Annotated in this window: 24 protein-coding genes, 1 tRNA gene and 2 pseudogenes; 17 read left to right on the top strand and 10 right to left on the bottom strand. The window is 39.4% G+C overall.

Going from position 1 to position 21,117, the window contains the following annotated elements; genetic code table 11:
- The first annotated feature begins 5 nt into the window (after positions 1–5).
- From I6E78_RS06585 to I6E78_RS06545, 9 genes are all read left to right on the top strand, one after another.
- Positions 6–857, top strand: coding sequence for a thymidylate synthase (locus I6E78_RS06585; protein ID WP_011327444.1), 852 nt, complete (start codon positions 6–8; stop codon positions 855–857).
- Between the two features lie 23 nt (positions 858–880).
- Positions 881–1,759 (top strand): UTP--glucose-1-phosphate uridylyltransferase GalU, encoded by an 879-nt coding sequence (gene galU / locus I6E78_RS06580; protein ID WP_011327445.1) that lies wholly within the window; start codon positions 881–883, stop codon positions 1,757–1,759.
- Positions 1,760–2,077: 318 nt separating this feature from the next.
- Positions 2,078–2,755, top strand: a complete 678-nt coding sequence (locus I6E78_RS06575; RefSeq protein WP_197182184.1) for an SPOR domain-containing protein — start codon at positions 2,078–2,080, stop codon at positions 2,753–2,755.
- A gap of 126 nt (positions 2,756–2,881) precedes the next feature.
- Complete coding sequence (locus I6E78_RS06570) at positions 2,882–3,493, top strand: SPOR domain-containing protein (protein WP_197182183.1); 612 nt, start codon at positions 2,882–2,884, stop codon at positions 3,491–3,493.
- 179 nt (positions 3,494–3,672) lie between these two features.
- The gene (locus I6E78_RS06565; protein WP_011327448.1) at positions 3,673–4,326 is read left to right on the top strand and encodes an SPOR domain-containing protein; all 654 of its coding nucleotides are present in this window, start codon (positions 3,673–3,675) and stop codon (positions 4,324–4,326) included.
- 51 nt (positions 4,327–4,377) lie between these two features.
- Positions 4,378–4,971, top strand: coding sequence for a FlgO family outer membrane protein (locus I6E78_RS06560; protein WP_197182182.1), 594 nt, complete (start codon positions 4,378–4,380; stop codon positions 4,969–4,971).
- 13 nt (positions 4,972–4,984) lie between these two features.
- Complete coding sequence (locus I6E78_RS06555) at positions 4,985–5,677, top strand: FlgO family outer membrane protein (protein ID WP_011327450.1); 693 nt, start codon at positions 4,985–4,987, stop codon at positions 5,675–5,677.
- Positions 5,678–5,688: 11 nt separating this feature from the next.
- Positions 5,689–6,348 carry a FlgO family outer membrane protein gene (locus tag I6E78_RS06550; RefSeq protein ID WP_179807087.1) on the top strand — a complete coding sequence of 220 codons (660 nt, stop codon included), beginning with the start codon at positions 5,689–5,691 and terminating at the stop codon, positions 6,346–6,348.
- Between the two features lie 58 nt (positions 6,349–6,406).
- Positions 6,407–6,481 (top strand) — tRNA-Arg (locus I6E78_RS06545).
- Between the two features lie 448 nt (positions 6,482–6,929).
- Here the strand turns inward: I6E78_RS06545 and I6E78_RS06540 are convergent.
- Positions 6,930–8,378 (bottom strand): dihydrolipoyl dehydrogenase, encoded by a 1,449-nt coding sequence (locus tag I6E78_RS06540; protein ID WP_197107741.1) that lies wholly within the window; start codon positions 8,376–8,378, stop codon positions 6,930–6,932.
- A gap of 70 nt (positions 8,379–8,448) precedes the next feature.
- Positions 8,449–9,177 (bottom strand): glutathione peroxidase, encoded by a 729-nt coding sequence (locus tag I6E78_RS06535; protein ID WP_179807089.1) that lies wholly within the window; start codon positions 9,175–9,177, stop codon positions 8,449–8,451.
- A gap of 113 nt (positions 9,178–9,290) precedes the next feature.
- On the opposite strand from I6E78_RS06535, the gene I6E78_RS06530 reads away from it, so the two are divergent.
- On the top strand, positions 9,291–10,193 hold the full coding sequence (locus I6E78_RS06530; protein WP_197182181.1) for a LysR substrate-binding domain-containing protein: 903 nt from the start codon (positions 9,291–9,293) through the stop codon (positions 10,191–10,193).
- Here I6E78_RS06530 and I6E78_RS06525 read toward each other — a convergent pair.
- Entirely contained in the window at positions 10,190–11,383 is a 1,194-nt protein-coding gene (locus I6E78_RS06525) for a flagellar assembly protein FlgT (protein ID WP_011327455.1), read from the bottom strand. The genes I6E78_RS06530 and I6E78_RS06525 overlap by 4 nt on opposite strands.
- A 155-nt stretch (positions 11,384–11,538) precedes the next feature.
- Here I6E78_RS06525 and I6E78_RS06520 point away from each other — a divergent pair, with 155 nt between their 5' ends.
- Complete coding sequence (locus I6E78_RS06520; protein ID WP_011327456.1) at positions 11,539–11,997, top strand: LPP20 family lipoprotein; 459 nt, start codon at positions 11,539–11,541, stop codon at positions 11,995–11,997.
- 91 nt (positions 11,998–12,088) lie between these two features.
- Here I6E78_RS06520 and flgN read toward each other — a convergent pair whose 3' ends face one another.
- The 3 genes from flgN to flgA all read right to left on the bottom strand — a co-directional run bounded on the left by flgN (position 12,089) and on the right by flgA (position 13,617).
- The gene (gene flgN, locus I6E78_RS06515; protein WP_197182180.1) at positions 12,089–12,520 is read right to left on the bottom strand and encodes a flagellar export chaperone FlgN; all 432 of its coding nucleotides are present in this window, start codon (positions 12,518–12,520) and stop codon (positions 12,089–12,091) included.
- A complete protein-coding gene (gene flgM / locus I6E78_RS06510) occupies positions 12,513–12,833 on the bottom strand; it encodes a flagellar biosynthesis anti-sigma factor FlgM (RefSeq protein WP_011327458.1) in 321 nt (106 codons plus the stop codon). The genes flgN and flgM overlap by 8 nt, the downstream gene beginning before the upstream one ends.
- Before the next feature lie 76 nt (positions 12,834–12,909).
- Positions 12,910–13,617: a flagellar basal body P-ring formation chaperone FlgA gene (gene flgA, locus I6E78_RS06505; protein WP_011327459.1), complete on the bottom strand. Its 708-nt coding sequence runs from the start codon at positions 13,615–13,617 to the stop codon at positions 12,910–12,912.
- A gap of 138 nt (positions 13,618–13,755) precedes the next feature.
- Here flgA and I6E78_RS06500 point away from each other — a divergent pair, with 138 nt between their 5' ends.
- Positions 13,756–14,691 (top strand): chemotaxis protein CheV, encoded by a 936-nt coding sequence (locus tag I6E78_RS06500; RefSeq protein WP_197182179.1) that lies wholly within the window; start codon positions 13,756–13,758, stop codon positions 14,689–14,691.
- Between the two features lie 20 nt (positions 14,692–14,711).
- Complete coding sequence (locus I6E78_RS06495; RefSeq protein ID WP_197182178.1) at positions 14,712–15,542, top strand: CheR family methyltransferase; 831 nt, start codon at positions 14,712–14,714, stop codon at positions 15,540–15,542.
- A gap of 580 nt (positions 15,543–16,122) precedes the next feature.
- Here the strand turns inward: I6E78_RS06495 and I6E78_RS06490 are convergent.
- The 3 genes and pseudogenes from I6E78_RS06490 to I6E78_RS06480 form a co-directional block, all read right to left on the bottom strand.
- Positions 16,123–16,332 (bottom strand): transposase, encoded by a 210-nt coding sequence (locus I6E78_RS06490; protein WP_231617955.1) that lies wholly within the window; start codon positions 16,330–16,332, stop codon positions 16,123–16,125.
- Between the two features lie 12 nt (positions 16,333–16,344).
- Entirely contained in the window at positions 16,345–17,445 is a 1,101-nt protein-coding gene (locus tag I6E78_RS06485) for an ISAs1 family transposase (RefSeq protein ID WP_197182177.1), read from the bottom strand.
- A gap of 67 nt (positions 17,446–17,512) precedes the next feature.
- A pseudogene (locus tag I6E78_RS06480) lies at positions 17,513–17,617 on the bottom strand (transposase); the annotation flags it as partial.
- Positions 17,618–17,697: 80 nt separating this feature from the next.
- Between I6E78_RS06480 and tnpA the strand changes: the two are divergent.
- The 3 genes from tnpA to tnpC are packed head-to-tail and all read left to right on the top strand — an operon-like array spanning position 17,698 to position 19,937.
- Positions 17,698–18,003: an IS66 family insertion sequence element accessory protein TnpA gene (gene tnpA, locus I6E78_RS06475; RefSeq protein ID WP_179808177.1), complete on the top strand. Its 306-nt coding sequence runs from the start codon at positions 17,698–17,700 to the stop codon at positions 18,001–18,003.
- Positions 18,000–18,353 (top strand): IS66 family insertion sequence element accessory protein TnpB, encoded by a 354-nt coding sequence (gene tnpB, locus I6E78_RS06470; RefSeq protein ID WP_301563133.1) that lies wholly within the window; start codon positions 18,000–18,002, stop codon positions 18,351–18,353. Before tnpA ends, tnpB begins: the two co-directional genes overlap by 4 nt.
- Positions 18,354–18,392: 39 nt before the next feature.
- Positions 18,393–19,937 carry an IS66 family transposase gene (gene tnpC / locus I6E78_RS06465; protein ID WP_197182176.1) on the top strand — a complete coding sequence of 515 codons (1,545 nt, stop codon included), beginning with the start codon at positions 18,393–18,395 and terminating at the stop codon, positions 19,935–19,937.
- Positions 19,938–19,961: 24 nt separating this feature from the next.
- On the opposite strand, the pseudogene I6E78_RS18900 reads toward tnpC, so the two are convergent.
- Positions 19,962–20,144 (bottom strand): annotated as a pseudogene (locus I6E78_RS18900) (transposase); the annotation flags it as partial.
- A 38-nt stretch (positions 20,145–20,182) separates the two neighbouring features.
- Here I6E78_RS18900 and I6E78_RS06455 point away from each other — a divergent pair.
- Entirely contained in the window at positions 20,183–21,040 is an 858-nt protein-coding gene (locus I6E78_RS06455) for an RNA-guided endonuclease InsQ/TnpB family protein (protein WP_231617952.1), read from the top strand.
- Positions 21,041–21,117: the final 77 nt, after the last annotated feature.

The following is a 21,117-nucleotide window of genomic DNA, read 5'->3' as shown; positions in this document are numbered from 1 at the left end:
ATACCATGAAACAATATTTACAATTATGTCAGCGTATTGTTGATGAAGGCCAGTGGGTAGAAAACAAACGTACGGGCACACGCTGTTTAACCGTGATCAACGCCGATTTAGAGTACGATGTGGCGAATAATCAGTTTCCTATGATCACCACACGTAAAAGCTATTACAAAGCAGCTATTGCCGAATTACTCGGTTACTTGCGTGGCTACGATAGCGCGGCACAGTTTCGCGAAATAGGCTGTAAAACCTGGGATGCAAACGCAAACGAAAATAGCGCTTGGCTTAATAATCCGCACCGTAAAGGTGAGGACGACATGGGGCGTGTTTATGGCGTACAAGGGCGTGCTTGGCAGCGCCCAGATGGCTCAACGCTAGACCAACTAGCAAAAGTAATTAATAACTTAAAAAATGGTATAGACGATCGCGGTGAAATAATTAGTTTTTACAACCCAGGCGAATTTGAGCTTGGCTGTTTACGCCCGTGCATGCACACGCACACGTTTTCATTATTAGGTGACACACTTTATTTAACGTCAATTCAGCGTAGCTGCGACGTACCGCTAGGGCTTAATTTTAATCAAATTCAGTGTTTTGTATTACTGGCATTAGTGGCGCAAATTACTGGGCATAAAGCGGGTAAGGCGTATCATAAAATTACCAACGCGCATATTTATGAAAACCAGCTTGAGCTAATGCGCGATGTGCAGTTAAAACGCGAGCCATTTGCATCGCCGCAGTTAAAAATTAATCCAAACATTAAATCACTAAACGATATAGAAACCTGGGTAACACGCGATGACTTTGAAGTGACAGGTTATGAGTGTCACGAAGCTATTCAATACCCATTTTCGGTATAACAAAACAGATTAAGGAAAACACCATGAAAGCAGTGATCCCCGTAGCGGGCCTCGGAACTCGCATGTTACCAGCCACCAAAGCAATTCCAAAAGAAATGCTGCCGGTTGTTGACCGTCCACTAATTCAGTACGTAGTTAACGAAGCCGTTGCCGCAGGTATTAAAGAAATAGTACTGGTAACGCATTCAAGTAAAAACTCAATCGAAAACCACTTCGACACCAGTTTTGAGCTTGAAGCCACACTAGAAAAACGAGTAAAACGACAGCTACTTGCCGAAATACAGTCTATTTGTCCTAAAGATGTAACCATTATTCAAGTACGCCAAGGCGAGGCCAAAGGCCTAGGGCATGCAATTAACTGTGCAGCGCCAATTATAGGTAACGAACCATTTGTGGTTATTTTACCCGATGTAATAATTGATGATATGGAAAGCGATCTTAGTAAAGATAACTTGGCCGAAATGATCAGCCGCTTTGAGCAAACTCAACATAGCCAAATAATGGTAGAGCCAGTTCCAATGGCTGAAGTTGATCAATTTGGTGTTGTTGACTTAGGCAGTGTTGAGCTAAAACAAGGCGAAAGTTCGCCAATTCATAACATGGTAGAAAAGCCACCAGTTAACGAAGCACCATCAAACCTTGCAGTAGTCGGGCGCTATGTATTAAGTAAAAATATTTGGCCATTACTCGCTAAAACCCCGCAAGGAGCTGGTAACGAAATTCAGCTTACAGACGCTATTGCCATGCTAATGCAGCACGAAACTGTTGATGCATACGCAATTAAAGGGCGTAGCCACGATTGTGGTAGTAAAATTGGTTATCTTAAAGCAACTATTGAGTTTGCACTGCGTCGTGAAGAATTTGCTGACGAGTTAAAAACGTTTATTAAAACATTAATTTAACATACCTACTTTTTATAAAAGTAACTAAAAGACGCCTATATGGCGTCTTTTTTGTTTTATAGTCGTTAATATCGTAGCATTTGGCGATAAAAACATTATAACTGCAGACACGCTGTGAATTATAATGTAATGTTTGTGTTAACTATAGTTTAATTTATTGACTGCTAAGCTAAAAAGTACATTAATTGCTCAGTAATCATTGATATAAAATAAACTCAGTTATATATCCAAGCACAATTAATAAAGTTAAACGCTTACTTATAAGAATGTTTAACTGAAATGTAAGTGTACTTACACTACTTTCAGGGCAGCGAATGCATGTTTAAATATAAAAAAAATAATACTTTAATATTGAGTTTGCTTATACTCTTGTTTAGCACTGCTTGTGCAACTGCGCCCAACAAAACGCTATTAGCAGGGCCAATAAACGACTCGCCTGAATATGTATCTATTACTGCATTAGAGCTGGCGCAATTAAAAGATGCTGCAATGCAATGGCAGCAAGCCCGCTCTGGGATTGAACGACTTTTAAAGCTAGAAAAAGATATTACCTATTTGGTAAACCATATAGATATTATAAATAGCAAAGCAATTGCGCAGTCTAATCAAAAAAATCACAACCAATATAATCGCCCCACGCGCAAACAACGCTACTCAAGCACTGCTCAGCAAGCAATTAAACCAGCTTATAATACAAAGCCAACGGTAAAATTAAACACCCCAAAGCACGTTTTTGCATTGCAAGTTGCGTCGCTCGATTCCGAAAAAGACTTAGTTAAAGCATGGCAAGAACTCAATGAGCAAGCTGCGCCGTTATTTAGAGATAAAATTCGCACCAATGTTGAAACAGCAAATGTTAATAATAAAACCTACTATCGATTAAAGTTAGGCGTGTATCAAAACTTTAAAAATGCCCAAGCCGATTGCAACGTATTTAAACTTTATAAACTCGACTGCATAGTAAGTAACTACACAGATAAACCGGTAAAGCTGTAATTATACCAACTAGCTTTAAATATAAAGTTGCTTATGCTTTATTTATCAATAGAATATGCAGCTTACCTAAGCTGCTTTTTTATAAATTAATTATAAAAAAATAAACAAAAAAGGTTAATAACCCTAATGCTTTTAAAATGGAACTTTAAGCGCATTACACTAATACTAGGATTGTCATTAGTTATAAGTGCATGCAATACAACTAAGCAAAATGAAAGCGCAGAACCGCCTGTAAAACAAGGCGCAGTAAATGCGCCGCAAAGTATACTTATTAAAAAAGCAGATTTAGTTTTACTACAAGACTCTGCAAAGCAGTGGAAAAATGCTCAAACTAATGTTGACAAAATAAGCCAGCTAGAACACAAATTAACGCAGCTAACAGCCACTCTTATGCAACAAATAGAGCAGTCAGAACCCCCCTTAAGCGAACCTAAAGAAACAATATTTAATTTAAATACTCGGTTAGATAAACCCCCTGCATTATTTTCTATACAAGTCGGTGCTTTTAAAAATGAGCCCGCACTTCATAGCGCATTAGCGCAATTAAAGTTAAAAGCCCCAAACATAATACATACTGAAACAGTCGTTAATATCGAGCCTGTAGTAGCTAACAAAGTTACTTTGTATCGATTAAAGCTAGGCTCTTATAAAAATAAAGCTGCAGCACAAAGCGATTGTAAAACCTTAATACAGCAGCAAGTAGCTTGTTTTGTGGGCAATTACACCCAAAAAATTTAGCGAAGTATGTTTTAGGTATTTAAAGCTGATTAGTTATAACGTTGAAACTCAATTTACCTGTGTGCTAACACATACCTATAAGTCGAGCTAAAATTAATACAGCAGTTAAAACCCAGCAATGCAGTTTGTAAGTTCAATGCTAATTTAATAGCCAAGTAAAAATTTAAAAGGCAAATAATATGATAAAACAACAGCTAATGAGATTGTTAAGTATTAGCCTAATTGTACTTTGTGGATGCAGTAGTAAAGTTAATGAAGCTCAAAACAATGTTACTACCACAAATAAGGTTAGTAATGAGGTTACTATTTCGGCAGAAGAATTAGCGCAATTAAGAGCATCATCTCAACAATGGCAACAAGCCAAAGCAGGCGTTAGACGTTTGCTTGTTATTGAACACGATTTAAAGTTACTTATTAGCCAATTAAATGAAGTAGCGCAACGAGAGTCGACAACACAAAGTAATCTAAAGCAAGAGGGGAGCAACCTAAATCAAGACACGACAGCGCCAGAAGAGGCTGTTAATGTGCAAGCCAAAGCAACCGTACAACCTAAAGTAATACAGCCATTGTTTGCCCTGCAGGTCGCATCTGTTACCGATTGGATACGATTAACCCAAAGTTATAATGAAGTGAAATCTAAGGCTACAAAACTATTAGCAAGCCCATTTATTGCCAACGTAGAAACCGCAAAGGTTAAAGGGGTTACTTTTTATCGCTTAAAAATTGGCGCTTATAAACTTCAAAAAAATGCAACGGCAGATTGCGATATACTAAAGCAGCATCAAGTGGGTTGTATTGTTAGTAATTATACAGAACAACCATTAAAATTATAAATAGGCATAGTAATTGCTTTGTTATTGTCATGTTTTTTGAGGATGGCAACTATGCGCCTTTTATTACCGTTATTATTAGTAAACTTAGCAGCATGTAGCTTAACACCACAGCCTGAGCCAAGTGTGAGCACGCCTGCGCGTATAGCAACCATGGCACCTTATACGGTTAACGACTACGTAAATAACTTAACTTATCAGCTTAGTCACTTTAAAGGGCCTTTAAGCGGTAACTCTCGCATTGGGGTAAGCAGCTTTTATTACGCAAACGCACTAGATTCAAAGCTTCCCAGCGGCCAAGCTGAAGGTTTAAGCCAGCAAATTCAAGAAAGCCTGCTAACACAATTCACTCAATTGGGATATAGCACCGTTGAGTACCGTTTAAGTAATAATATAAATTTAGCATCTAACGCCGACAGCGCGCTTAGTAGAGATATAACTAAACTGCGCGAACGTCAGAATATTGACTTAATTATTACCGGCACAGTTACGCGCCAGCAACATGCTTACATTGTTAATGCCCGATTGGTTAATATTAATAATAAACACGTTTTATCAGCTGGCAGTACCGAAATCCCGATTAATGTAATGTGGGGCAGTGAAAAAGTTCAGCAACGCGATAATAATTTATATCGCAGCGAATACTAATTAGGAGCACAAAATGAAAAAGCTATTACTTACATTATGTTTGCCATTGGGCTTTGGGTGCTCACAAATGCTAACAGGCATGAACTCAGACACCACACAAAAAAATCAAAACAACTCAGTACAATTGGCTAATGGCGAGCGTGCAGTGGCAGCCCCAATGACCGACAATCAGGTATATCAGTCGGGGTTAGGGCAACATACTAATTATTCAAAATCGAGCACGCCATCACGTAAAAACATTAATCATTATGTGCGTGGCATAATGCAAAGCATGGTAGAAAACCTACAATATGTGAACGAAAAAACACCACTGGCCGTTTCAAGTTTTGTGTTTTTAGATGATGATTACAACGACGCAAGTTTGTTAGGAAATCAAATTGCCGAAAGTTTCATGCATGAACTACACAGCTTTGGCATACCTGTTATCGACTTTAAAACTACCGATTATATGCGCGTAACTCCAAGCGGCGATTTTGTATTTAGCCGCGACTACCTTGAGCTAAACCAAGATCAAAACTTTAACTATGTTTTAGCCGGTACTTTAGTAAGCCATCAAGGTGGTGTGCTTGTAAATGCACGTATTATTGGCTTAGCTAGTAAAGCCGTAGTAGGAACAGCGCAAGGCTTTATTCCTCAGTCAGTGGTTGATGCACTTAATAGTAGCTACAGAACCGATGGCATTATGCTTAAACAAGCCAGTAAATGAGTGAGGCAATAATGGGTTACAAATTAAATAGCGTTACCGCATTATTTATCCTGCTAGGATTAGCAGGGTGCTCTACTGCGGGTAATAATAAGCAGGTTAAAACTAATAATGCAGACACTCATTTTGATGTGAATGCTCGTTATGAGCATGCACAAGGGCTACAAACGCAGAGCGAATACGACTCGTCGCGACAATTTACGCCGTTAAAACATCATAAAACCCTGGTTAATTATGTAGAGCAAATGGCGCTTGATTTAGTCGACACCCTAGAGTCTAGCAGTGAGCTTGATGAGAGCATAAATATAGCGGTAACAAGCATAGTTGATTTAGATGCCACCTTAAATAACAGCAACCAGCTGGGTAACCAAATATCAGAAACACTCATTCATCAACTACAAAAGTTTGGTTATGGGGTGGTTGATTTTAAAACGAGTGATGCAATAAACGTTAATCGTCGTGGCGACTTTGTTTTTTCACGAGACATAAAAAACCTTAGCAAAAAGCATATGGCAAGCCATGTACTCGGTGGTACGTTAATATACCGCGCTAATGGCGTTACAGTGAATACCCGAGTTATAAACGTAAATAATAAACAAGTCGTTGCCAGTAGCCGAAAATTTATACCAATATACGTTTTAAACAAAGAAGATATCTACTTATCAAGTAATTAAACTCAGTTTGCACTTGATCCAAAAAAGACAATGCCGTTATAATTTTAGCCTCAGTTTAGGCCTCTTAGTTAAATGGATATAACGGCCCCCTCCTAAGGGGCAGTTGCAAGTTCGATTCTTGCAGGGGCTACCAGTAAAATCAATGAGTTATGGGGTTGGTGCTTTGAAGTTCAAACTTCATCTAGCACATATGTAGCTGTGCTAACTCAGGCATTCATTTTCAAAAAAAGATTATTAATACTTCTGTATTTTAAACATCTAATTCAATTTATCACTTTAGTCGAATAAATATTACAGCACTAAGTTAAAGCTAGGTCGTGATATAAAAAACTTTATTCAGGTTTTGTCGCGCTGGCGAGTCGTGTTAAACGTAACATGGGTGGTTAATTTTTACGTAGGTTGGCTTGAGCAAAGCGAAACCCAACGAAAAAGTATGTTATCAATTAATATCGCTGTTTTGCATTATCGATTGGCTGTCACTCGCTTTAAGTTGAGCATAAAAAAGCGAGTAAATAAATTTACTCGCTGATTATTTTTATTTGACCTTGTAAGCCCTAAGCCCTAAGCCCTAAGCCCTAAGCCTATGCCCCTGGGCCACATTCCATACATGAATTTACAATATCTGGGCCAAATTTAAGTTTGGCGTTTAAGTCGCGCAGCGCTGTGCGTAGCCCTTCTTCGATCACTGGGTGGTAATAAGGCATTTCTAACATTTGTGGTACGGTCATTTTGTTTTGTACCGCCCATGCTAGTAGGTGAGCTAAATGCTCGGCTTGTGGGCCGATAAACTCTGCCCCTAAAAATAACCCTGTGCCTTGCTCTGCGTAAACACGCATGTGCCCTTTGTTTTTAAGCATGACGCGGCTGCGGCCTTGGTTTTCAAAGCTTACTTCGCCTATTTCAAAACAGTCGCAGCTGCCTAAGCGAGTGGTGATCTCTTTATAACTTTCGCCAACCATGGCTATTTGCGGGTCGCTAAATACGGCGGCAATTTTTGCTCTGCGTAATCCTGGTTGTACATCGGGGAAGCGTCCAGCATTTTGGCCAGCTATTAGGCCTTGATCGGATGCTTCGTGTAATAGTGGCAGCATATTACTGGCGTCGCCTGCGATAAATATATTTGAATCGCCACATTGCATTGTTTTAGCATTAGCAACAGGTACGCCGCGCTCATCAAGTTCAATACCGGTGTTTTCTAAGCCGAGTTTATCTGTGTTTGGTACGCGCCCCGTTGCGGCAAGTACGTAGTCAAATTGCTCGGTGTGTTTAGCACCTTGTTTGTCGGTGTAAGTAAGCTGCGCTTTGTTGTTTACTTGCATCATGTCGGATACGTTTGAGTCGGTATCAACAAAAAATTCTTCGGCAAATACGGTGTTTGCGTAGTCTTTTACTACTGGGTCGGTAAGGGGGCCAATTGCACCACCAACACCAAATAATTTTACTTTAACGCCTAAACGGTGCAGTGCTTGGCCAATTTCAAGGCCTATAACACCTGGGCCAAATACGGCTACTGATTCTGGAAGGTCGTCCCAGTCAAATACGTCGTCGTTTATAATTAATTTGTCGCCAAAATTATTAAATACGCCAGGGTATGAAGGGCGTGAGCCGGTTGCTATAACAAAGCGTTTAGCAGTAATTATGGTGTGATCATCTATTTGTATGCGGTTTGCGTCTAAAAATTTAGCATAGCCACGAATTTTGTCATCGCTTGGAAGCTCATCTACAGCTTCTACTACAAATCCGGCAAAGCGGTCGCGTTCACTTTTAACGCGTGCCATCACTTCTTTACCATTAATACGTGGTGCAGAGCTGTGTACACCAAATGCAGGTGCCATTGTGATTGAGTGCGCAGCTTCAGCAGCTGCAATTAATAATTTACTCGGCATGCAACCAACTCGTGCGCAGGTAGTGCCGTAAGGGCCTGATTCGATCATAAGTACGTTATTTGTAAATTGTTTAGCATTACGATAAGCACTTAAACCAGCAGTACCCGCACCAATAACAACAACGTCGGTTTGCAATTCTTTCATTATTTTTTCCTTATAAAATAGGGGCAACCAGTGCCCCTATTTATATTTCCTAATTGAGCAAAATTATTAATTAAGCAAAGTATTTTTCTAAATCGTCTGAGCCACCAATGTGCTTACCGCCAATAAATACTTGTGGAACGGTTTCACGGCCAGATACTGCTTTAAGGCTTGTTAGTGATGCGCCTGAGCCCATAACAATTTCTTCAAATGCAAAGCCTTTTTCTGTAAGAAGCGCTTTAGCTTTTGAACAGAACGGACAACCAGGTTTAGTAAATACAGTTACTGGCTCTGGTTTAGCTTGCTTAGGGTTGATGTAGTCAAGCATTGTATCTGCGTCAGATACTTCAAACGGGTCGCCTGGTAAATCTGGTTCGATGAACATTTTGTCGATCACGCCATCTTTTACAAGCATAGAGTATCTCCAGCTGCGCTTACCAAAACCTAGGTCGTTTTTATCTACTAACATGCCCATGCCGTCAGTAAATTCGCCGTTACCGTCTGGTAGTAAAGTAATGTTTTGCGCTTCTTGATGCTCAGCCCATGCGTTCATTACAAAGGTGTCGTTTACCGATAAACATACAATTTCGTCAACGCCGTTTTGCTTAAGTACGCCAGCTAGCTCGTTGTAACGTGGTAAATGAGTAGACGAACACGTTGGTGTAAATGCACCCGGTAGTGAAAATACAACAACCGTTTTACCTTTAAAAATGTCGTCTGTTGTTACTGATTTCCATTCATCGTTTTGACGAGTTGCAAATGTAACGCTTGGGATTTTTTTGCCTTCAATATTGTTTAACATAATTTTTGTTCCTCTTGATTTGTTGATAGCCATTATGGCGGTGATTTAAATATAGTTCCAATCGTTTGTTTGTATTAAACTGATAGGTATAAGCTATCAGCCTGGTAATGAATATGAACTTAAAAGATTTAGAGTATGTAAAAGCCATAGCGCACTTTAAGCACTTTCGTAAAGCGGCCGATGCGTGCTTTGTAAGCCAGCCTACCTTAAGTGGCCAAGTAAAAAAACTTGAACAGGAGCTAGGTGTTACTTTATTTGACCGCTCTACTAAGCAGGTAACATTAACCGCTAAAGGCGAGCGTTTATTAACACAAATTAATGTTATTTTAGAACAAACACAAATACTTAAAGAGCTTGCTGCTACGTCAAGCGAGCCGCTACAGGGTAAGTTAACTATTGGTATTATTCCAACCATTGCGCCTTATTTACTGCCGGTATTACTCACTTCAATGAAAGAGGCGTTTATTAATAGTCGCTTTTCGTTTATTGAAATGCAAACCGCTACAATTTTAGAAGCGCTAGATAACGGTGAGCTCGACTTTGCAATTTTGGCTGATGTACCCGAGCTCAAAAAGTACCATAGCGTTAATTTATACAAAGAAGATTTTTTAGTGGCTGTATCACACGATAATTCATTAGCTCAGCAAAAAAAAGTAGCGCTGCGCGAATTACAAGGATGCAGCCTATTAATGTTAAGTGATGGCCATTGCTTTAAAGATCAAGCCCAACAGTTTTGTTTTTCGGCAGGAGTTAATGTGTCGAGCCAGTATCAGGGTAATAGTTTAGAAACATTACTGGCGCTGGTGGCTATGGATGACGGGGTTACATTTGTGCCTAAATTGGCTTGTACTGAGCGCGTAGGGGTTAATTATTTAGCTATTTATCCTAATCAGCAGCGCAATATAGTATTTGCATGTAGAAAGCATTACCCGCATTTATCGGGGGTTGAGCAATTGGGTGAATGGTTGTCGGCTCACCCTAATTTAAAGGCTAAATTAACTAAATCGTTGAATTAAAGGTTTTGGCTAACTATTTCGACTATATCGTTAATTTGCACGCCCGGAAGTGGTGCATTATTAATGCTTACCGCAATGGCACTTTGTTGATACAACTGCTCAACACGAATGCTATTAAGGGTAATTACTTTATGCGGCATAGTATTGCCTAAAGCGTCTGTTAGGTAATTGTGGTGTGCTATGCTAAGTAGTTGACCTTTTTTAAGACCATGTGCTTTACCTAAGTTAATCACTATGTTGCCCTGATCAAGGTGCATAATTTTTCCTTGAGTAGGCAAGCAGGCCATAGCTGATTGTAAATCGTAACTTAGCGTTTGGTTTATATCGTTTATGCTTTGCCCATAGGGTGATTGCCAAAACATACTACTGTTAACATCAACAATAGCGGTTTTTTCAAATGGCCAAATAGCTTGGTTTTTATAGCTATTTTGCCAAAGCTGTTCATAAGTAGTGCCATCAAAAAGGGTAAACTCTATTTGGTAACTACGTTGATAGCTTTCGTCTTGCCAAAAGGCATAGTCGCTATTGAGCTTGTCGCTAGTTGATAGGTTGGTTATTTGGCTTAATAAAACGTACTGCGCGTTACTGCGCGAGGAAATATCTTCTAGTTGCGCATTAGAGTAGTCGTGTTGCTGCGAAAAATACTTATCGACCTTTATAGCGTTATTGTAATAAGCAATAGGTACAGCGCTCATTTTTGACTTTTGCAATGCGGTATAAATATTTTTGCTAACCGCTTTATCTATGTCAAATATTTGACCCATGCGGGCTTGTTCACGATGATTAAGCTGGCTTTGGGTAACGGCCACAAACTTTTTAAAACTACTTTGTGGGCATTGCTCTGTTTGCGCAAAAATATCTAAGCGTAGTGTAATAGCTAGCTGATTATTATGACGTTCTTCGCTCACAAGTTCTATTTTTTGAATTTCGCCATGGCTGCTTATTTTAAGCTGATCTTGCATTAGCACGCCGTCTACTAAGGTTTGTACCGAGCTTACCCGCGCACCAGAGAACACTAACGCTTGTGTAATGGCATCTTTAATTGCTGCAGATTTAGCTGCGCCTACATCGCTACTTTTAACTTGTGCATGGCCGGTCGATTCATACCACTGCGCTGCAGTAAAAGGCGAAAACGTTAATAAAGCAGTTGCGCTTAATCCTGCAAATACCGATGATAAAAACGAATTCATACATTTACTCCAGTTAAATTTTAGCTATTAGCATAAGTTACACAGCAAGGAGCGTACCAATATTATTTGTGAGTAAACACCACTTAAGTGTCAATGGCATTAAACCTGCATAAGTATCGTATAATTATTTAATTTGTTTTTTAGGGCTAGGTACTATGCGAGTAATGCCATTACTTATCACGTTAGGATGCATAACCTTAAGCGGTTGTAGCAATATGTTTGATAAGCACGTTGAATACAAATATGTAGAGCCAAACAATTATCCGGTATTAAAAGCCGTGGGTTATGCACCTATTAGCCTGCAGTCGGGTGTTAATAAGTCGCAAAAGCAGTTAATGGCTATTAAAGCTTCTAAGCTAGAAGCGTATCGAGAGCTTGCAGAGCAAGTGTATGGGCAACAAATTACCGCAGGTACTACAGTTGCAGGTTCAATAGCACAAGACGATTACCTACAAAGCAAAGTGCAGGGCATTATTAAAGGCGCACAAGTTATAAAAGCCTACGCGGTAGACGACACCTATATAACTGAGCTTGAACTAAATATGAAGCGCGTGCACGACCTGTACATAGGTGAAATTAAACCCCGAGAAGTTAAAAAAGTAACTTATTACTAGCCCCCTAAAAACGTTAGTAACTCTAAAAACAAAAAAAGCCTTAGCTGATCAACAGTTAAGGCTTTTTTATTATGTAGGACGTTATTTTAAATTAAGCTTTTAAATTACGTACCAAGTTATTATCGGTGTTTATTACACTACCGGCTTGGTCGTAGGTCATAGAAGAGGGGGCACCAATTAAAATATCTTTTAATTGTTTAACGCTTAATTGTGCTTGATGCGCTGCGTGGGCATTTACTTCATTTTGCTTTTGGCATTGCTCAAGCTTGCTGCGTATTAGTTTAATTAAATCGGTGATCTCGGTTGTTTGCTCATTGTTATTGGCGATCAACTTGTTGAGCTCTTTATCGAGGTTGCTTAGCGTGGTTAAAAAAGACATTTTTTGTTGGGCAATTTCTTTTAAACCTTCACCACGGCGCGAGGCAATAGATGTTAGCTCGTCATTTAATAAAATATTAAGTGATTCTAAGCAATTGTGTTGCTCATTTAGTTTAATAGTAATTAAACTATTGTGATCAGCCATAAACGTTAAACTCAAATTCAGCTAGGTTTTTTGCAAGTTTTTCGCTGTCTATTTGGTATTTACCCTCAGTGATTGCTTTTTTAAGCTCTGCCACTTTATCGGTATCAAAACCAGGAGACTGCTGCGCTTTATCTTGCAGGGTTTTTAGCTGTTTAGCTTGCGGGGTTAAGCTTACAGAGTCGCTGGCAGCTTTAGGCGCCGAAGACTGTGCAGCTTGCGTATTTGCATTATCTCTTTGTATATCAACTTTTTGCTGCTTAGTGTTAGTTAACACATTTGCTTGTTGATTACCTTTATTAACTTGACCGACCATAATAATAAACCTGTATATTACCCAACTAATGCCAAGTTATCGGCATATACATAAGATACTTTAGTATAAATTTAAATTATATATTAACTTGTACAGACTCTACACCATCTACGCGAGCATTTAAAACTTTACCGGTTTTTTTGTTTTTTACTTTAACTTGCTCGCCAAGGCTACCATCTTCAAGTGCAATACCGGTTGTTTTAACTTTTAAGCCCTTAATATTAGCATTAATATTTACAGCATCGCCTTTGCACACCATGCATATTTGGCTCAATAAAAGTGGCATTCCGCTGCGTATATTTCGTTTACTTCGGCTGCCTATTAATAATGCTGGGTTATCTAAATATTGTACTCTGATAAAGTGAGTTGAGCGCATTTCAATACTTAAATGCGCCGCAGTTATTACTTCGCCGCGAGCTAAATTTACATTAGCAACTACAACAGGAGCCGTTTCGGTTACTCTCACGTGTACATACTGGGCCCAGTTGTTAGTGTCGTTACATTTTATTTGTAATGTTACTTGGCGATTAAAAGGCGGATCGCTGGGGAGTAATAACTCAGGCTCTGATTCGCAACTGCGATCGGGAGTGCGGGGGTCGAGCGGTAACGCACTAAGCTGTATTTTATTTTCATCAAGGTTGTTAATTTGCGCAGCAACATGAGTTATAGCCATTTGTTGTAATATGTCTTTGCTAAATACTTTAGCCTCTAAAGGCAAAGTTAAACAGAGGCTAGTAAGAACATAAAAAACACTGTATCTTCTGATTTTTTTTAACAAACTCATAATGTTTCGGCTATGCTTATAGGTTAAAACAGGGTATAAATATTTAGCGTCAAAAAGTAGACGCTCCCGTTGTATTATGTGACTTTATAGATTCAAAGCAATTATCGTTCCGTATAGTTTGTTTTTTAGGAGATTTGAATGGCAGGTATTTTAGACTCAGTAAACCAACGAACCCAGTTGGTGGGGCAAAACCGCTTAGAGCTACTACTATTTAAACTCAGAGGGCGTCAGCGTTTTGGGATTAATGTGTTTAAAGTGAGAGAGGTACTGCAATGTCCTCCTCTTACCAATATGCCAAAATCAAATGCTTACATTCGTGGTGTTGCCCATATTCGCGGCCAAACTATTTCGGTTATCGACCTTTCTATGGCTGTGGGTGGGCGTCCAATTGAAAATATTAAAGACAGTTTTATAATTATTGCTGAATATAATCGTATCGTTCAAGGCTTTTTAGTTGGCGGTGTAGAGCGTATTGTAAATATGAACTGGGAAAAAATAATGCCGCCACCGCCAGGTGCAGGCCGGTATTCTTACTTAACTGCTGTAACTGAAATAGAAAACGAATTAGTTGAAATTTTAGATGTAGAAAAAATATTAAACGAAATTTGCCCAGTTAATACCGAAGTAAGTGCCGATGTTGCGGCTACACAAGGTGACATTAAAAAAGATTTAGGCGAGCGAATTGTTTTTATTGCCGATGACTCAGCAGTAGCACGAAACCAAGTTAAGCGAGCATTAGAGCCACTTGGCGTTCAAACTGAGCTTGCCAAAAATGGTAAAGAAGCACTTAAGCGATTAAAAGAAATAGCCGAACATGACTGCGTAAACGATATTACAGAACGTGTAGGGTTACTTATTTCGGATGTAGAAATGCCTGAAATGGATGGCTATACATTAACCGCCGAAATAAAAGCCGACCCTAAATTGGCACCATTACATGTTATTTTACATACCTCGTTAAGTGGCGTGTTTAATCAGGCCATGGTTGAAAAAGTAGGTGCAGATGACTTTATTGCAAAATTTAATCCCGACGAACTCGCAACAGCAGTAAGAAAATGGGTTCATTGTGATTAATAAATATAGGTGTTATTGATTTGAATAGTAAAGATTTACAGCAAAGTGAATACGATCAATTTCGCTTATTTTTAGAACAACAGTGCGGTATTGTATTAGGCGAAAACAAACAATACTTGGTTAAAAGCCGTTTAGCGCCGTTAATGAAGCGATTTAATGTTGAGTCTTTGTCACAGCTAGTAAATAAAACGTTGGGTTTGCATGAGCGCCAATTACGCGCTGCAGTGGTTGATGCAATGACCACCAATGAAACCCTATGGTTTAGAGATCAATATCCGTTTGAGTTATTAAAAACTAAACTGTTTCCAGAGTTTAAAGGGCTTAACAGACCATTAAAAATATGGTCTGCGGCAAGCTCTTCTGGTCAAGAACCATATTCAATTGCTATGTCGGTTGCTGAGTTTCAGACAAGTTCTCCTGGGGTTTTACGCATGGGAGCGCAAATAGTGGCTACCGATATATCAAATACTATGCTGGATATGTGTAAACACGCCGAGTATGACGCGTTAGCACTAGCAAGAGGGCTCTCGGTCGAACGCCGCAAAAAGTTTTTTAAAGACAGCGGCAATGGTATGGCTCAGGTTATTGATCCAATAAAAAAGCAGGTTAACTTTAGACACCTTAATTTACTCGACTCATACGCGCTTTTAGGCAAGTTTGATATTATATTTTGCCGCAATGTGTTGATTTACTTTGCACCAGAAGTAAAAGCAAAAATTATTGCTAAATTTTCTCAAGCACTTAATCCTAAAGGTTATTTACTTTTAGGTGCGTCGGAATCGATGAGTGGTTTAAGTAACGATTTTGATATGGTTAGATGTAACCCTGGTATTATTTATCAAAAGAAATAACTGCAAGTGTGGTGAAGTGCGAGCAGTTTGCACATTTTAAGCATTATTTAAACGACGCATCTAGCGTCGTTTTTCGTTTTAGTGATCAGCAAGTAATTAGCCAAGCTTTGCGTATTACCAAGCACTCTGTATAAGTTATAGCTTCGCACCTCCCCTTATTTAAAGCGCATTGTGCCAATATATTTAAGCAAATATATCCACAAAAAGGCTATGAAGTGCTGCGCTTTAGAGAGGTAAAACCACTAGATTATATGTTTAAGTTACTCCTCATTTCCCCTCATTGTTTTCTCTTTGTGCAAAATAATATTTAAATGCTTTATTCACAAAGAGGCTAAGAGGGCGCTGCGCTTTAGAGAAGTAAACCCACTAGATTATGTGTTTAAATCACTCCTCATTTACCCTCATTGTTTTCTCTTTGTGCAAAATAATATTTTAATGCTTTATTCACAAAGAGGCTAAGAGGGCGCTGCGCTTTAGAGAAGAAAAAATAGATAAATTATCTGTTTAAATCACTGCTCATTTACTCCCATTCGCATCCATTGTGCAAATGTGCTTTTGAGTTTTTAACTGCTGGCATTTTTTATCGAATCCTTCCGAGAAAACCCATTGATCGACGCGAAGCGGCGTCGATGGGATGAATCGGAATAACTAGCCCTGATTTTTGAATGTATTTTCGAATTGTATCAGCAGAAGCATTTCCAACTGAGCAAACAAAATACCCGTCAGACCAAAAGGTTTTCTCAATCCAGAATTGCTTTTTCAACCACTTAAATCTCCAGGGCGGGAGCATACTTTGATTAATTTATAATCCAAAAAATATTCTCGCCCGATAATCATCACTCCAGCTTGCCTTTTTGATTTTGCTACGTTGACTTGGGGCCCCGCATTCGCATTGCCTCAAAATGTTCATTACAAAGCGCCTAAATAAAGCGATGTTTTCAACTGCACCCTCTAACGCTATTCTTGAATCATCTTCTTTGAAAACAACATCTAAAACATAATGCTGGCTATTTTCAATACGCCAATGTTGCCGTATATAATGCCCTAGCATTTTGTGTTTAGGTGACATTGAACTTATGTAATACGACGTGTCTATACTGCACTTATTCTTTACTGTTCTGTGGCGTTCAACTGCGATTATACTTCTTATTGTTGGCCACTTCTGTGCAAGCTCTGTCGGCAGGTTCGCTTTTAATTGATAGACGTAGCGCTCTTCTTTGCGACCATGGATTTCTTGCTTAATGTGTGTGACGACTTTTTCTTTATTTGCATCAAATACTGCTTGAAATGAATTCGATACAGCATCAAACAATTTGGGTTGATTTTTCTTAACCTGAACAACTACATGTGCCTTTTTATCTGAAATTATTTCGAGTGTTTCACGTTGGCAATGAAGTGCATCCATCGTGATGACACTTCCTTTTACATCAAGTATATCAAGCATTTGACGAACAACACTTATTTCGCCGCTTTTTGTTTTTGTCGGTTTTTGACTCAATACTAACCCTCGCTCAGTATCGTACGCCGTTACTAATTGCAGTGCTGTTTTTCTATCATTTCGATAAGAGCCGCGTAGCACCTTGCCATCAAAGGCAATAATAGGTTTATTTAATGACTGGCGCTGTTCATTTAACCACAAGGCTAAAGCTTCTAATAAGGATTCCGCAACAACACTGCGTAGTATACGTGCTATCGTATGCCGCCGAGGGATACCATGTCTGAAAGCTCGGTACTGTCTGAGCCATGATAGCTTTTCATCACCATAAATTTCAATATCTTGCCATCCCTCACATCCTGAGGATATGGCTGTAATTATCAAGAACATAACATCAATTAGATTATGTTTTTGGTTGATATCAGAACGTGTTTCTTCAATAACAGTAAGGTGGTCTAAGATGCTCAAAATTGAATGCTATAAGTGAATTTTCTCTATTAGATCATATTTTTATTTAAAGTGCGATCCCGCCCTGCTTAAATCTCGACCATAGGCTTTGTGTCGTTGATTGTTTAATTCTACGAACATAACTCGCAACACAAATGGTCGGGGAAATCGTAAGCAATATGTGTATATGATCGTAAGCGCGTAATTAGCCCCACATACCAATGTTAATGGCACCTATGCATAATTTACTCAGCATATTAACCTGAGGTAATTATGAATAAACAGCAAAAAATAAAACACTGGCAAGGCATTTTTGAGCAGCAAAAATCGAGTGGTTTAGCCACCATTCAATTTTGTCGTGATAACAACATTAACGCATCGACTTTCTATGTTTGGCGTAAACGCCTTTCTGACGAAACGGTAAGGGTTAAAAAGCAACAGGTGATCCCGTTTGTTATTCATGAGCAAGCCTTTACGCAACCTTCAATCATTAAACTCACCACACCAAACGGCTATCAAATAGACTTCGAGTCGACATTAGCTAACCAAACGCTAGCCAAATTATTGAGCGTACTGTGACACCTTGCACACACCAAGTTTACTTGGTCACGGGGTTCACCGACATGCGCAAATCAATCAATGGCCTAAGTATTATTGTCAGCGATACCCTATCTCTCGATCCTTTAAGCCAAGCGTGGTTCGTTTTTTGTAATAAACAACGCGATAAATTAAAGATTTTATTTTGGGATACCAACGGTTTTTGGCTCTATTATCGTCGTTTAGAACAAGGACGATTTCAGTGGCCAAAACAGACTAATGAACACACGGCTATGGGCATCGAGCAACGCCAATTACAGTGGTTGCTATCAGGGTTACCGGTCAGTAATCAAACACGGCACCCGACTTTATCGGGGTTATCGGTGATGTAAATTAATCAGATCGTTTTTTTTACTTGAACGATCTTTCCCATGTGTCATGCTATTAAAATGCCAGACACTATTCTCATCACCGAACTACAAAATCAGCTTGCACTTATGCAGGCTAAGCTTGATGGCTTAGAAAAAGATAAAATTTCACTGCAAGAAGATAAGGTTGAAATGCAATCGCGGATTGACCACTTGCTTGCTGAGCTTAAGTTAAGTAAATCCCAAAAATACGGTAAAAAAAGTGAAAAAGCCCCACGGGGCACCTTCAATGAAGCGGAGCAGCATAAAACGACTGAGCCGCCTAAACACCATAAGAAAGGTAAACAAATACTGGCTGAGCACTTTGAACGAGAAGAGGTTGAGCACACCTTAACCGAGTTAACGTGTCAGTGTTGCGGTGAACAACTACATCAATGTGGTAGTGAAGACAGCGAGCAAGTGAAGATTATTCCGGCGAAAGTCAGTGTCATTAAGCACAAACAATTTAAATATGCTTGCAGACATTGCGAGCATGAACAATTGGCCAGTAAAATAATCACCGCGCCTAAACCCAAGCAGCCTATTCCTGGCAGCATTGCGAGTCCAGAAGCGTTATCGGCGGTTGTTACGGGCAAATACTGCGATGCCTTACCGCTTTATCGTTTCGTTGACATACTGGGCCGTGGCGGCCTTGAACTATCGCGCGGAACATTAGCTAATTGGTGTATTAAAGCGGGCCTGCTAATCAGCCCCTTAGTGGCAGCCATGCAACGTCACTTGCTTAGTGAGCATAGTTTATGTGCCGATGAAACCCGTACACAAGTGTTAGATGAAGGTGACAACCCTAGCAGCAATTCCTACATGTGGGTTTATCGCAGCAATGAGGTCAGCCGTGAGCCTGTCGTGATTTACGATTACCAAGCAGGTCGAAGTCGCGCTTGCGCAAAAGAATTTCTTGCCGGTTATCAAGGCTATTTACAGTGCGACGGTTACCGTGTTTATGACAGTATTGAAGGCATTACCCCTGTTGGTTGCTGGGCACACGCTAGACGCAAATATAACGATGCCTTAAAAGCAGAGTCGAAAAACAAAGGTCGAGCGCATAAAGCCATCAGCTTTATCAGCCAATTATATAAACTGGAAACCCACGCTAAAAACAAACAGTTATCTCCTCAAGCGCGGTATCAGTTACGACAAGAAAAAGCCTTACCCATATTAATGCACTTTAAAGCGTGGCTTGATGAAGCCGAAGGTAAAGTAACGGCGGGGAGTTATATTGGCAAAGCGATAAAATACACGCTTAATCAATGGCCGAAATTAATGCGGTATAGTGAAGATGGCGAACTAGGGATTGATAATAATATTACTGAGCGAGATATTCGGCCGTTTACCACGGGTAGAAAAAACTGGCTATTCTCAAAATCGGTTAATGGTGCTCAGGCCAGCGCAATACTTTATAGTATTGTGATGACCTGCCGTGCCAATGACATCAATCCTTATTACTACTTTGTGCATTTATTTAAAGCGTTGCCGAATCGAGATGAGGGTGATGATGATTTTACCGACCTAATGCCGTGGAATGTGCAGCTAGACTTCGATTATAGCTAAGCGCACTGCTTAAATGCGCGCTTACATATGATCTTTGTCTACCTCGATCTCTTCAATATTAAATTCTGAGCGCTCTGCGATTTCAGAAATTTTTTGTTTTACAAATTCACCTAAGTTACCTTGTAGCAATTGCCTTCTATATTTCACAACTAAGATTAAATGTAACGCTATTAGATATTTGCAGTGTGATTTAGTTTCATATTCTATCTTGACAACCCTTTCATATACAGTAGTCTATACAGTATATGAAAAAGACGCTTAGATACAATTACAGACTGAATCCTACACCAGAACAAGAAGCTAAACTCATAGAGTTTGGCGCGACTGCGCGTGGTATTTGGAACTTATTACTGTCTGAAAATATGCGTCGATATGAGTTCGATAAAACATTCTTGTTCTACAATGATATGGCCTCGCTTCTTAAGGAAATAAAGCCTTTTGAAGAGTTTACGTGGATTAAGTCTTTTGACTCGGCAGCAGCTCAGCAAGTTGCTCGCGACTTAGAAACAGCGTTAAAGAACGCAATCTCGAAAGGCCGTTTGCAGCGCTTTCCAAAGCATAAAACCTCATACAAAAAGAAAAAACTTCACAACGATTCATTTCGAGCGGTAAACAATTCTAATTGCATCCGTATTGAAGATGGCACTATCAGTATTCCAAAAGTTGGTAAAGTGCCTATCATTTTACATCGCGAACTGGCTAGCAAAATCAAAACGGTAACTGTTCAGTTTCGCCACGGTAAATGGGAATGCAGTATTACTCAAGAAGTGGAGTGCAAAACAGCGCTTCGCGTTTTAAAAACAATCACAGGTTTTGACATTAACTCAAAGCAAACGGTAGTTGGCTCGAACGGCTACGTGGCCGACAATCCAAAGTTTTTAAAGCAATCAAAAGCCAAATTAAATCAATTGCAACGTCAGCTTGCCCGCCGAAATAAAGGCTCAAATCGCTGGCACAAAACAAGACAACGCATCAATAAATTACACGGTAAGATCTCAAGGCAAAGGCTCGACTTTGCACACCAAATCTCACGACAGATAACCAATGAAAATGACATTATAGTGTTTGAAGATTTAAACGTACACCCATACACTTTAAATTAAAATAATTACCTGTACACTTTACAAGGTGAGAATGTCAATTATAATGATAGGTAGTTATTAATTTGTCTAAGTAAGCG

The organism is Pseudoalteromonas sp. NZS127, assembly GCF_015864805.1.
Lineage (GTDB): Bacteria > Pseudomonadota > Gammaproteobacteria > Enterobacterales > Alteromonadaceae > Pseudoalteromonas > Pseudoalteromonas nigrifaciens.
This window is presented reverse-complemented; position numbering and strand designations above follow the sequence as displayed.

Bases quoted from the DNA above. Each gene is read 5' to 3' on its own strand.
- I6E78_RS06455 (WP_231617952.1), top strand. From the start codon at position 20,183: ATGAAAAAGACGCTTAGATACAATTACAGACTGAATCCTACACCAGAA.
- I6E78_RS06530 (WP_197182181.1), top strand. From the start codon at position 9,291: ATGAACTTAAAAGATTTAGAGTATGTAAAAGCCATAGCGCACTTTAAG.
- I6E78_RS06570 (WP_197182183.1), top strand. From the start codon at position 2,882: ATGCTTTTAAAATGGAACTTTAAGCGCATTACACTAATACTAGGATTG.
- flgM (WP_011327458.1), bottom strand. From the start codon at position 12,833: ATGGTCGGTCAAGTTAATAAAGGTAATCAACAAGCAAATGTGTTAACT.
- tnpC (WP_197182176.1), top strand. From the start codon at position 18,393: ATGTGTCATGCTATTAAAATGCCAGACACTATTCTCATCACCGAACTA.
- I6E78_RS06500 (WP_197182179.1), top strand. From the start codon at position 13,756: ATGGCAGGTATTTTAGACTCAGTAAACCAACGAACCCAGTTGGTGGGG.
- I6E78_RS06520 (WP_011327456.1), top strand. From the start codon at position 11,539: ATGCGAGTAATGCCATTACTTATCACGTTAGGATGCATAACCTTAAGC.
- I6E78_RS06540 (WP_197107741.1), bottom strand. From the start codon at position 8,378: ATGAAAGAATTGCAAACCGACGTTGTTGTTATTGGTGCGGGTACTGCT.
- I6E78_RS06585 (WP_011327444.1), top strand. From the start codon at position 6: ATGAAACAATATTTACAATTATGTCAGCGTATTGTTGATGAAGGCCAG.
- I6E78_RS06560 (WP_197182182.1), top strand. From the start codon at position 4,378: ATGCGCCTTTTATTACCGTTATTATTAGTAAACTTAGCAGCATGTAGC.
- flgN (WP_197182180.1), bottom strand. From the start codon at position 12,520: ATGGCTGATCACAATAGTTTAATTACTATTAAACTAAATGAGCAACAC.
- tnpA (WP_179808177.1), top strand. From the start codon at position 17,698: ATGAATAAACAGCAAAAAATAAAACACTGGCAAGGCATTTTTGAGCAG.
- I6E78_RS06490 (WP_231617955.1), bottom strand. From the start codon at position 16,332: ATGCTCCCGCCCTGGAGATTTAAGTGGTTGAAAAAGCAATTCTGGATT.
- I6E78_RS06535 (WP_179807089.1), bottom strand. From the start codon at position 9,177: ATGTTAAACAATATTGAAGGCAAAAAAATCCCAAGCGTTACATTTGCA.
- I6E78_RS06565 (WP_011327448.1), top strand. From the start codon at position 3,673: ATGATAAAACAACAGCTAATGAGATTGTTAAGTATTAGCCTAATTGTA.
- I6E78_RS06525 (WP_011327455.1), bottom strand. From the start codon at position 11,383: ATGAATTCGTTTTTATCATCGGTATTTGCAGGATTAAGCGCAACTGCT.
- flgA (WP_011327459.1), bottom strand. From the start codon at position 13,617: ATGAGTTTGTTAAAAAAAATCAGAAGATACAGTGTTTTTTATGTTCTT.
- galU (WP_011327445.1), top strand. From the start codon at position 881: ATGAAAGCAGTGATCCCCGTAGCGGGCCTCGGAACTCGCATGTTACCA.
- I6E78_RS06550 (WP_179807087.1), top strand. From the start codon at position 5,689: ATGGGTTACAAATTAAATAGCGTTACCGCATTATTTATCCTGCTAGGA.
- I6E78_RS06555 (WP_011327450.1), top strand. From the start codon at position 4,985: ATGAAAAAGCTATTACTTACATTATGTTTGCCATTGGGCTTTGGGTGC.
- I6E78_RS06575 (WP_197182184.1), top strand. From the start codon at position 2,078: ATGTTTAAATATAAAAAAAATAATACTTTAATATTGAGTTTGCTTATA.